Below are 12,113 nucleotides of genomic sequence, written 5' to 3'. Positions count from 1 at the left end.
AGTAATGAAAATGCTGCTTATGGCAGCTGTTTTGTGTACGCTTAAACTGGATTATCATGCATTCGTGGCCTGTTTTTTATACTAATAGTAGGTCTATTTGTGTGAGTCTATTTTGCGTATGCAAAGTAGGCTTATTTTTGTATATAAGGATATTCTGTGAAGATACATCCTTTTACCAGAAATAATAGGCAGCAGAATAGGAGGCGATATATGCTGCAGATTAAAGACTTAACTATAACACATCGCAAAGATTTAAGGATTATTCTTGATAAATTCAACATGGTTTTAAATGATGGGGATAAGGCTGTTATCATTGGGGAAGAAGGTAATGGCAAGTCAACGCTTATGAAATGGATATATGATCCGGAGCTTTCGGAAGATTATGCCCAGTGCACGGGAGAACGTATTACAGGAGGCGAAGTGCTGGGGCATCTGCCGCAGGAGCTTCCACAGGAAGATAAAAAGAAGACTTTGTATGAGTACTTCTCTATGGCACAGCTCTTTTTTGACAAGACGCCAAAGGAACTTGCTGAAATGGCTTCAAAGTTTGCCCTGTCATCAGATTTTTTTTACAGCGATCAGATAATGGAGAGTTTATCAGGCGGAGAGAAGGTCAAGGCTCAGCTTATGAAGCTTCTTATGGATAATCCTACGGTTCTTCTGCTTGATGAGCCTTCAAATGATATTGATATCAGTACTCTGGAGCTTTTAGAAAAGCTAATCAATGACTGGAAACACATAGTTCTTTTCATATCGCATGATGAGACCCTTATTGAGAATACAGCTAACGTGATCATCCATATTGAACAGATCAGGAGAAAGACGCAGAGCAGATACTCCATAGTCAGAGATGATTATAAGCATTATATAAAGCACAGGGCAGAGAGCTTTGAGAGGCAGGAACAGCAGGCACTTAATGACCGTAAGGAAAAGAGGCTTAGGGATGAAAAATACGCAAGAGTATATAACAGCGTTGAGCATGCTCTTTCTAATGTCTCCAGGCAGGCGCCGGCAGTAGGCAAGAATCTCAAAGACAAGATGCATACGGTAAAAGCTATGGGCAAGCGTTTTGCCAAAGAAGATGAGAATATGACCAAGATGCCTGAAAAGGAAGAAGCTATATTTTTTAAACTTGGCAAGGAAGATGCCGCGATGCCTGCCGGTAAGACCGTTATAGAGTATAGTCTTGATGAGCTGAGAACACCTGATGATTCTAAGGTTCTGGCCAAAGACATCTTCTTACGGGTAAGAGGGCCCGAGAAGATATGCATAGTTGGAACTAACGGCGCAGGAAAGACTACGCTTCTTAAAAAGATGGCTAAAGAGCTTCTTGCAAGGAGCGATATTAGAGCTCAGTACATGCCGCAAAACTATGAGGAACTTCTTGATCTTGATGTGACTCCTGTTGAATTTCTTGATGATACAGGAGATAAGGCAGTAAGAACCCGCATCAGGACTTATCTTGGATCGCTAAAATATACAGCTGATGAGATGAATCATCCAATAAGAGAGTTATCCGGTGGTCAGAAGGCCAAGGTGCTTCTTCTTAAAATGAGTCTGTCTGATGCCAATGTTCTTATCCTTGATGAACCTACGAGAAACTTCTCTCCCCTGTCAGGTCCTGTTATCAGGAAGATGATAGCTTCTTTTCCAGGAGCGGTGATAAGTATATCACATGACAGAAAATATATAGAAGAAGTATGTACCAGAACATATAGATTGACAGAGAAAGGACTTGAATGATATATGAACTATTTCGTTGAAGGATTGCAAGGAAGTGGCAAGAGTACTCTGGTAGGGAAACTATCAGATAAATATAAGGATCATGAAGCCGTTCGCGAAGGCGATTATTCGCCGGTTGAGCTTGCATGGTGTGCCTATGTGAACATGGATCAGTACGACAGTATTTTAGAAAAATATAGTGAGATAAAGTCTTTAATAGAGGCTAAGAGCATCAGGGAAGATGAGCATACGATTATCTGCTATACGCAGATCATTACTGATGTTCCGGGATTCCACAGGGATCTTGAGCAGTATGAGATCTATAATGGGCGAAGGGATTTTGACGAGTTTAAGGATATTGTACTTGGAAGATATCGCAGGTGGAATATGGATAAGATGATCTTTGAATGCTCTCTTTTCCAGAATACAGTTGAAGATATGATCCTGTACAGGTGCTTGTCAGATGAAGAGATAATTGATTTCTATAGAGAAGTTTGTAAGGCTCTTGAGGGTAAGGACATGCATATATATTACTTAAAAACGGAAAATATTCCTGAAAGTATAGATATTATAAGGAAGGAACGATCTGATGATGATGGTAATGAGATGTGGTATCCGCTTATGATCAGGTATTTTGATGAATCGCCTTATGCAAAGAAGTATGGTGTATCCGGGAATGAAGGACTGCTTGCGCATTTAGAGCACAGGCAGGAGTTAGAGCTTAGGATGTGTCAGGAACTGTTTGGGGATAAATGTACGATTCTTAAATCCAAGGAATATGATATTTAATACTGATTATTACTGGGAGGAATGAAATAATGCGAATTGAGCCTTTTGACATGAAATATTTAGATGACTATTTTTCTGAGTTCACTGATCAGATAACAAGGTATCAGTGGCCGGATCCATTTAAGAGTATAGATGGTGCAAAGAAAGTACTTCAGGACTTTATCGATGAAATGACAAGAGATGAGATGCTGCTGTTTGCGGTGGTTGATACTGATGAAAGATTTATTGGAAGCGTTGAAATACATGGACTTAAAGAGGAAGTTCCTGAACTTGGAGTATGGATCATAGAATCAGAGCAGGGGAAAGGCTATGCATTTAAGGCATTAAAGTTTGCACTGGACTATGCGCATGAAAAGTTTGGGAAAAGTAAGTTTTTTTACGAAGCTGATGTTCGAAATATCGGAAGCAACAAACTGCTTGATAAATTATCTGACAATTATGAGATCAAGGCTCTTGAGACAGAAGAGCTTGTTACTGATTCGGGAAAAGAGCTTAAACTTCAGGGCAATGTACTAAAACGAAAAGATTGTATGCTGGATAACTTGTAGAAAATATATATTTCCATACAGAAATGGCAGATTTTACAGAATTGACAGAATAGACAGATTTTATAGATTTGACAGAAACAACAGAACTGGCAGTACTTTCGTCTTTTTGACATTTGTATAGATAACTTTATAATTTATAATGATTGCCATAAGTATTTGAGAAGGCAATAGTAGTTGAAAGGCTTTTGGTTATGAAGAAAAAAGTAGTAGCAATGCTCATCCTTGCGATGTTAGCAACGGGATGCGGCGCAAATGGTAGTGATGATACAGGTGTGACATTAGAGACATCTGAAGAAGCTCAGGGCACAGGTGAAGGCCAGCAAACAGGTACAGTAGCAGATGGGGCTATTGATGAGACTTCTTCTAATGATGAGGATGATAATACAGTAGATGTGGCAGCAGGCGGTGCATCAGATAGAGCCGCAGATGCAGCAGGCACAGATGCTTCTAGTAAGGATTTGGGCGCAGAAGATGATGCGGCATCAGATAAGTCATCTGATGCAACAGACAAGTCTTCATCTGCAGCAACAGATAAGGCTTCTGATACAGCAGCATCTGATGCAACAGAAAAGGCTTCTTCCGATGCTTCAAAGGGTGATACTAAGAAGGATGATGCATCCAAGAGCAAGGACTCTTCCGAAAAGTCAACATCAGAAGATAAAAAAGAAACCAGTGGGATCTCAAATCTTCCTGATGGAAGCTATAATGCTGATTTTGTAGCTGCACCTACTGAGTACAGTTCACATTATATTAAAAGTATTACAGTTTCAGGGGACGAGGTAATCCTTGAAGCTACAATTTATCAGTATGATTCAAATTGGAATACGATTGAAATTGGTTTGGGAACTTATGTTCTTAAGATCAATTCAGAAACAAAATTCCTTTCAGGCGGTGGTGAGCAGGATCCAATTTATATGAGCAAAGATGAATTTGCAGCTTATATTGCAAATATGATAGGTTCTGGACTTGGTCTTAACTTTAAGATCAAAAACGGTTATCTGGCTGAGATCGGTATCTGGTCATAAAGAGTAAGGCAGAAAACTAGGATAGAACTTAATTGTGGCGCTGTACTTACAGAATAAAAGAAAAGCGTAAAAAATGAGAAAGGTGTGACCGTATATGGTTTGCATTTTTTTCTTGTTGGGTTACGATATCAAAAAAATGGAAATAGGTTTTTTGCTAAGCTTGAACTTTTTACTAATAACTAAAGATTTTGGAGCATTATATGGATTATTTTGAAAATAGGGATGATAACAAGTCTGATCATGATTCTTTGAAGATATATCTGTTTGATAGAGTTGTACCTATAGCATATATTGAGATGATCCTGGGCGGGGTCATTGCTGTCTTTCCGACTGTTTTTATGATTCTCAATATCAAGATGTTTACTAAAAGCACAGGCGCTCTTACAGATGGTGGAATAGCCATGCTTATTGCTGTAACAGTCCTTTTTTGGGGAGGCCTTTTAGTCTTTTCTACAGGTAATTATAAAAGAGGCGTATGTGAACATGGCTTCCTTGCAGAAAGAAACGGCCATATTTATGCTTTCAGTATGAATTTAAACAGGCTCAAAGATGGCAATATTCCGGCTTTTGGTAAGATTGGCAAGGTGATAAATGGATTTAACTCCATGGATAATAACGCCTTCTATACTAAAAAAATGGATGAACTAAAAAAGTCACCTGAGCTTTATGATGAAGTTAATGAAGCTCTTGATAACAACTATTCATACCTTTATTCATTCAGAGATATTCATTCAAAGAAGTTTACAGCTATTGAGCGTAAGGCTTTTATCAGTGAGTATAACAGGCTTAAGAATATGAGCGGATCAGTTTAGATGTAATAAGGATAAAAAGAGGCAGTTATAATACTTGCCATCTTCTAAGGGGTAACCGCGAAGACTATATGCTTGGTCAGCAAAGGGATATTGAAGCAGGTATCAGTGAAAATATATGGCTTTATAATTCTGCAAGCGGGAATCTTAAATATGCTTATGAACTGCTTGATGACAAGGATCTTGAGTTCTTTAAAAGCCTACCCATCAGTTTTGATTATGTTAAGGAAGGGTATCCAACGATAAAGTGCTGTCACGGATCTCCTGATAATTCAAGGCAGCTGATCCAGCTTGGAAGCGGCGAAGCTAAGTACTGGCTTGAGAAGATCGACTGTGACTATATGATCTGCGCGCATACTCATTTTCCGGGAGAGTTTGCTTATAAAGATAAATATTACTTCAATGCTGGATGCGTCGGAATAGCTATTAAGGATGCAGGCTTTGCCCAGTGCATGATCTTAAGGGATGATGTTCAGGATGGAAAGAGTGTTTGGAGACCTGAGTTTTTAAAGATTCCGTACGATAACAAGAAGGTTGTTCGCGATATCTTCGCATTAGGACTATTCGAAAAGGGAAAGTGGTTTGTTAATAGTAACATCCAGATACTTCTGACAGGAATAGACCATGCGGCAGATATGGTATCGCTTGCAGCAGAACTTGCCAGGAAGGCTGGCGATACAACGCCCTGGCCTAATATCGATGACCACTATTTTGAAATGGCATCAAAGGAGCTGGGGATTCCGGAGTATAGGATAAGCGAGTCATTTTGAAGATTTTATTATGTAAATCCGGTTCTGTGTGAACTGGGTTTATTTTTTTGAAAATTTTTATATTTTTTGTAATGTATTGGTATTTTTTCTGTCTATATAAGTGTAAGCTTACAGAATAGATGGAAAAGGAGTATGTATGAGAGACGAAGAGATTGTTGAGCTGTTTTTTCGAAGGGATGAGCGTGCAATTGATGAAACATCCCGGAAATATGGCAATTACTGCTACACAATAGCGAGCAATATTTTAGGAAACAGTCAGGACGTAGATGAGTGCCTGGATGATGCTTACATGAAGGTTTGGAGAAGTATTCCTCCAACCAGACCGAGGATTTTTAAATCGTTTCTTGCTAAGATAACTCGCAATCTGGCCTTTAATATGTTCCAAATGAATCATGCAAGGAAACGTGGAGATGGTGTTATTGTTGAAGTTCTTGACGAGCTGTATGAATGCGTTCCTGATAGGAACAATGTTGAGCAAAAGGCACTCGAAAGAGAACTATCTTCGATAATAGGTGATTTTGTCAGAAGCCTCCCAGACAGAGATGCAGATATTTTTACATGCAGATATTTTTACACTGAGAGTATTGAAGAGATAGCAGAAAAGTTTGGTCTAAAAAAGAACAATGTAGCAGTCATTCTTAGTAGACTTCGCGATAAGCTTGCGAAAAGACTAAAGAAGGAGGAATATTTGGTATCATGACAAAAGAATCTTTATATAAAGCAATGAATGGAATTGATGATCAGATTATTTTTAGGAATGGAAAAGAAAAGATTTCTTTTCCTGAAAGAAAGACAAGGAGAAAATCAGTCATTAAGGCTATTGCAGTAATAGCTGCAGCTGCACTTATTATTTGTAGCCTAAACATATATAAACCCTGGCAGAGATTTATGAAAAACAATGTATCATACAACACTCAGACCAACGAGGGGGCAGATTCTACTACTACTCCATTACAGTCATCGGAGAACATGTTTGTCATCACAGCAAATGCCGCAGAACCGGTTCCTGAAGAGAAAAAAGATTCTGTTTCTTCCGGTGATATTTTGGAATTGTCGTCGTATGATTGCACCAGCGGAATAGGAGGATACTTATCAGGTCGATTCATGATCTCAGGTGAAAATATAGCAGATGTAAAGATATCTACTGATAAATGTCAGATTTTTGCAGTAGTTCCCGTAGGAAAAGATGATCCTGAGTATGAAGAATTGAGGAGAAAGTGGGATTATTGTGAACTTGGACTGGATTATGATGCTGTGTTAGCGGATGATGAACTGGAATCTACAGAAGATTATATAGATCACTTTGATCACTTTGTTTTCACAGGAGAAACCTACGAAGGCGCCTACGATAATACCATGTCATTTGGTATGTACTTAACAGATGAACTTACTGCACAGTATGAAGATATTTGGGATGGATACGATTACCATAAAGCATGCTACGATCTTGTGGATGGCGCAACACTTACGATATCAGTTACATTTACGGATGGCAGCATCGAAGAACATCATTACAGGGTAACCACCGGCAGTATTTATGTTCCAGTAGATGAAGATGGATATTGCCAGTATGATGATCTTACTAGATTCATTACACCTGAAGAAGAGGAGTCAGAACAGGTGGCTCGCATATATGGATATCTAATGGAAAAGATAGATTGATTGCGAAGATATGGTATTGTTAGTACAATAATGATAGATAAAGAAGGCTGCATTCGTGCAGCCTTCAACTTTATAAGGGTGGGTAAAAGTATAGTAAAAGAATAATGAGTTTGTAGGAATGTAATTGCCGTGGAGGGGATTATGAGAAAAGAATTATTGGCGGTATTTAGCGGCTTTCCGGATCATCACTTTTCAGAAGAAATAACGAAGCGGTTACGGGAAGAGCTGAAGCATAGAAAAAGCATAGTTTTTATTACAGCGTGTCCGAATGACTATGCTCAGAATGATGATGACTGCGATGGCATGTATGAAATGTTTGCCGAGCAGGGGCTTTCTTTTGAGAATCATTGTGTAATAGATAATAGAACTGACCCTTCTGATGCAAAGAAACTGGTGGAGAATGCAGATTGTATTTTCCTTATGGGCGGCGGTGTATGTGAGGAGCAGCTTGACCTGACCCGCAGGAAGGATTGCTACGAGGCACTACTTGACTCTCATGCGGCAATCTTCGGAGTAAGTGCAGGCTCCATGAACATGGCCATAAATACCGTGGATTTTTCAGAATCGATGGATCCTTTCCGGGGACTTGAGTTTACTAACATTACGGTAAGCTGTCATCACGATCCGAAGGATACATGGCGGTATGAACAGACACTTCGCATGTCTGAGGACCGCGTGGTTTATGCAATGGAAGACATGAGTGCTTTTTTTATAAAAGAAGGGCGGATAGAAACTGTCGGAACGATCTGGCGCGTTGAAAACAGAGAACTTCGCACGATTGCGGCCGAAGATATCAAAGAGCTGGAGCAGGATGAATTTAGAAGAGTATTTGACACTATCCCGGACCAGTTTGATAAGTTTCGGCCTGAGTATAGTGAGGAACTGTTTGATTTTCTTAATGCCGTAGCAAAGATCGGCCCTGGCAAACGCGTACTTGAGATTGGACCTGGAACCGGTCAGGCGACAGAACCTGTGCTTCGCACAGGATGTGAATATCATGCGATTGAACTAGGAGTGCATCTGTATCGTAAGATGAAGGAAAAGTTCGGAAAGCTGCCAAACTTTAATATTGTGAACGATGACTTTATCACCCATGATTTTGGCGATATGAAGTTTGATATGATATATTCGGCGGCTACCATTCAGTGGATTCCGGAGGAGACCGCGTTTACCAAAACCTTTGAACTGTTAAAACCCGGTGGAACGCTTGCAATGATGTTTACTTCCGCTGAGTACAGATCGACCAATGAAGCGCTGTATGATAAGATTCAGGGATTATATGACAGGTACTATAAGCCGGACATTCCATACAAACATGGAGCGTTCCATTACACTGCGGCTCCGGAGTACGGATTCACCGAAGTCGAAAAGCATGAGTTCAAAGGTCAAAGAGTGTTCAGCGCAGACGAGTATGTGGCTTTTTCGGGAACGCATTGTGATCATATTGTGATTCCGGAACCGATTCGTACAGAGTTTTTTGAAGCTTTAAGAAGTGCGGTGAAGGAAGCTGGAGACAGGATCGTATTTAACGATACATATATACTTTATATTACAAAGAAGGGTACCGAATAATTATTAGTCCAGTTTTGGGATGTTGAAAGAATAGCAAGTTACACTGTGTATAGCTCGTTAGTCGTTTATACAAGAGTACTTTCTTACATAGAAATCAATCAGAGTGTTTTCTAATATATAAATCAATCAGAGTTCATCCTTTGCTCAAAATCCTTATAGCAAGAAATAATAAAAAGTGAGCAAAAAGCTATAACAATTGCTATTGCTTTTTAGCTAAAATTAGTTAAAATTAAGTTTATAATTTAGCTGAAAGGAATAGCCTCTTATGAATATCAGATTTAATGAAAAAGACAGATTGTTTGTCATCGATACAGATAATACCAGCTATGTAATAAGTGCAATAGGCGAAGAAGGTCTCCTTGGACATCTTTATTATGGAGATAAAATAGCTTATGAGGATGTACCTTATCTTCTTACCATGCCTAAAAATCAAGAAGCTCCTACACGGACTATGTGTGACAGGAGCTCTTTTTTGGATAGATATCCATTTGAATATACATCAGATAATGTCGGAGATTACAGGAAAAGCGGAATCGAGATAACAGATCATAATGGTCATAGCGCTCTACTCTTGTCATATGAATCCCATCAGATTTTCAAGGGCAAAAAGAAACTGGAAAATCTTCCTGCAACATTTGGAACAGATACAGATTCCATGTCTTTGGAAATTGTATTAAAAGACAAAGTAACAGGTCTTAAGGCTGTACTTTCCTACAGTATATTTGAAGGGCTTGATACCATAATAAGATCTGTAAAGCTTATAAATGATTCTGATAATGATATGTTTATTGATAAAGTAATGTCCATGACTATGGATATGAATCAGGAAGATTATAAGCTTCTAACACTGCATGGATCCTGGGCAAGAGAGAGAATGATGGACTTCAGGGATATAGGTTATGGAGATGTTTCAATTGAATCCTTCAGAGGAGAATCATCTCACCAGTTCCAGCCTTTCATGGCACTTGTTCAAAATGGAGATTCACAGGATACAGGTAAGGTATATGGCTTCTCATTTGTATATTCAGGCAATTTTGAAGCTGGCGTATGCAAAAGCCAGTTTAATAGTCTCAGAATGTACATGGGTATAGGATCCAAGAATTTCAGATGGAAATTAAGAAAAGGGGAATGTTTCCAGGCTCCTGAAGTTGTGCTTACCTATTCATCAAAAGGTCTTGGGAAAATGACAAGAACGCTTCATGATCTTTATAGGAATCATCTCATCAGAAGTAAATATAAGGATATGGAACGTCCTATACTTATAAACAACTGGGAAGCTACTTATTTTGATTTTGACTCAGACAAGCTCCTTGCTATTGCCAAAGAGGCCAAAAATAGCGGTATAGAGATGCTTGTAATGGATGATGGCTGGTTTGGAGAGAGAAATGATGACAATTCAAGCCTTGGCGACTGGTATGTTAATGAGAATAAGCTTAAAGGCGGACTTAAAAAGCTCGTTGATAATGTTAATTCAATAGGTATGAAATTCGGTATCTGGATGGAACCTGAGATGATATCTCCAAAGTCTAAACTTTTTGATGCTCATCCTGACTGGGCTATTCAGATCCCTGATAGAGAACCATGCAGAAGCCGTAATCAGTATGTCCTTGATCTTACAAGAAAAGAGGTAAGGGACTATGTCTATGACAGGATCAAAGATATTCTTAACAGCGCCAATATAGAATATTTAAAGTGGGATATGAACAGACAGCTCTCAGATCTTGGCTCTATAGGGCTTGAAAGCGACACTCAGGGTGAACTTAGCCATAGATATATGCTGGCTGTATATGAACTTCAGGAGAAACTTGTAACAGATTTTCCAGACCTTCTTCTTGAGAACTGCTCAGGAGGCGGAGCAAGATTTGATGCAGGAATGCTGTATTACAGTCCTCAGATATGGTGCTCTGATGATACAGATGCTGTAGAAAGACTCAAGATTCAGGAAGGCACAAGTCTTATATTCCCTCTTAGCACTATGGGAGCACATGTTTCTGACTGCCCTAATCATACAGTTGGAAGAACAACACCTTTTAAGACAAGGGGTGATGTGGCTCTTGCGGGAACTTTTGGCTATGAGCTTGATATAACAAGGATACCTCAAGAGGATAGAAATGATATTCCTCGTCAGGTTTCCATGTATCATAAATACAATCATCTGGTAAGAAGTGGTGATTATTACAGGATTGCATCATATCAAAGAAACCATGAGACAGACGCATATATGGTTGTTAGTAAAGATAAAAAGGAAGCACTTATAACCTATGTCAAAGTAACTGGTGCACCTAATCCGGTAAGAAAAGTCCTTAATATTCCCGGGCTTCTTCCGAATGTATCATATCAGATAGAAGGCAGTGATATAATTATAAAAGGATCTACACTGGAAAGGGCAGGACTTGTTATGCCTGATCTTTATGGTGATTATCAGTCTGAACTTATCCATCTGGTTGCAGTAGATTGATTCCTGAAAAGCATATGGAAAAGCGTATGGAAAAGCATAAGGAAGAACATAAAGAAGAGCATAAGGAGTAAAAGATATATGCCTAAGAAAATAACAATGTCGGATATTGCCAAAGAACTTGGAATCAGCACAGTTACAGTATCTAAAGCTCTGTCAGGCCAAAAGGGCGTAGGAGAAGAGCTTCGACAGAAAATAATGGAGATAGCCAAAGAAAGAGGTTATCAAAAGTCATTTGCTGCATCTCAGAATGAGGGCTACAAAATTGGTGTTTTGATAGGCGGCAGATATATAGGTAATATTGACTCTTTCTATGGACATATGTATCAGATATTTTCTGCAAAGGCTGCTAAGATGGGATCTTTTACCATGCTTGAGATACTAAGTGACGATGATGAGAAAAAGCTGGTACTTCCTAACATAATAGGAGACGGAACAGTCGATGCAATTGTTATCATGGGAGCTTTGAGCGAAGAATATCTTAATATGCTTGACGATAAGCTTAAAACTCCAACCTTTTATATGGATTTCAGTGACAGGAAACATCAGAAAGACTCTGTAGTATCCGGAAGCTACTATGGCTCCTATATTTTGACCAATTATCTTTTTGATAAAGGTCATACTGATATAGGATATGTTGGAACAATTCTTGCAACCTCTTCCATAACCGACAGGTATCTGGGGTATGCCAGAGCCATGATGGAACATGGGATAGAGATCAATAAGAACTGGATACTTAATGACCGTGATATCAATAATGA

Annotated in this window: 11 protein-coding genes; all 11 read left to right on the top strand. The window is 39.1% G+C overall.

Annotated elements, in window-relative coordinates:
• Nucleotides 1–210: 210 nt before the first annotated feature.
• Nucleotides 211–1,743, top strand: coding sequence for an ATP-binding cassette domain-containing protein (locus K6G87_RS08490; RefSeq protein ID WP_296835851.1), 1,533 nt, complete (start codon nt 211–213; stop codon nt 1,741–1,743).
• Between the two features lie 3 nt (nt 1,744–1,746).
• Entirely contained in the window at nt 1,747–2,511 is a 765-nt protein-coding gene (locus K6G87_RS08485) for a hypothetical protein (RefSeq protein ID WP_296835849.1), read from the top strand.
• Between the two features lie 29 nt (nt 2,512–2,540).
• Complete coding sequence (locus K6G87_RS08480; RefSeq protein WP_296835848.1) at nt 2,541–3,059, top strand: GNAT family N-acetyltransferase; 519 nt, start codon at nt 2,541–2,543, stop codon at nt 3,057–3,059.
• 191 nt (nt 3,060–3,250) lie between these two features.
• Nucleotides 3,251–4,084 (top strand): hypothetical protein, encoded by an 834-nt coding sequence (locus K6G87_RS08475; protein WP_296835845.1) that lies wholly within the window; start codon nt 3,251–3,253, stop codon nt 4,082–4,084.
• Nucleotides 4,085–4,284: 200 nt separating this feature from the next.
• Nucleotides 4,285–4,896 (top strand): hypothetical protein, encoded by a 612-nt coding sequence (locus K6G87_RS08470; RefSeq protein ID WP_296835843.1) that lies wholly within the window; start codon nt 4,285–4,287, stop codon nt 4,894–4,896.
• A 68-nt stretch (nt 4,897–4,964) separates the two neighbouring features.
• Complete coding sequence (locus tag K6G87_RS08465; protein WP_296835840.1) at nt 4,965–5,663, top strand: metallophosphoesterase family protein; 699 nt, start codon at nt 4,965–4,967, stop codon at nt 5,661–5,663.
• 136 nt (nt 5,664–5,799) lie between these two features.
• A complete protein-coding gene (locus K6G87_RS08460; protein ID WP_296835837.1) occupies nt 5,800–6,363 on the top strand; it encodes an RNA polymerase sigma factor in 564 nt (187 codons plus the stop codon).
• Nucleotides 6,360–7,325, top strand: coding sequence for a hypothetical protein (locus K6G87_RS08455; protein ID WP_296835835.1), 966 nt, complete (start codon nt 6,360–6,362; stop codon nt 7,323–7,325). The genes K6G87_RS08460 and K6G87_RS08455 overlap by 4 nt, the downstream gene beginning before the upstream one ends.
• Before the next feature lie 141 nt (nt 7,326–7,466).
• Nucleotides 7,467–8,897: a methyltransferase domain-containing protein gene (locus K6G87_RS08450; RefSeq protein WP_296835833.1), complete on the top strand. Its 1,431-nt coding sequence runs from the start codon at nt 7,467–7,469 to the stop codon at nt 8,895–8,897.
• Nucleotides 8,898–9,162: 265 nt separating this feature from the next.
• Entirely contained in the window at nt 9,163–11,355 is a 2,193-nt protein-coding gene (locus K6G87_RS08445; protein WP_296835831.1) for an alpha-galactosidase, read from the top strand.
• 78 nt (nt 11,356–11,433) lie between these two features.
• Nucleotides 11,434–12,113: LacI family DNA-binding transcriptional regulator (locus K6G87_RS08440; RefSeq protein ID WP_296835829.1), on the top strand; the 680-nt coding region annotated here is incomplete at its 3' end.

It is taken from the genome of Butyrivibrio sp. (genome assembly GCF_024699075.1).
This window is presented reverse-complemented; position numbering and strand designations above follow the sequence as displayed.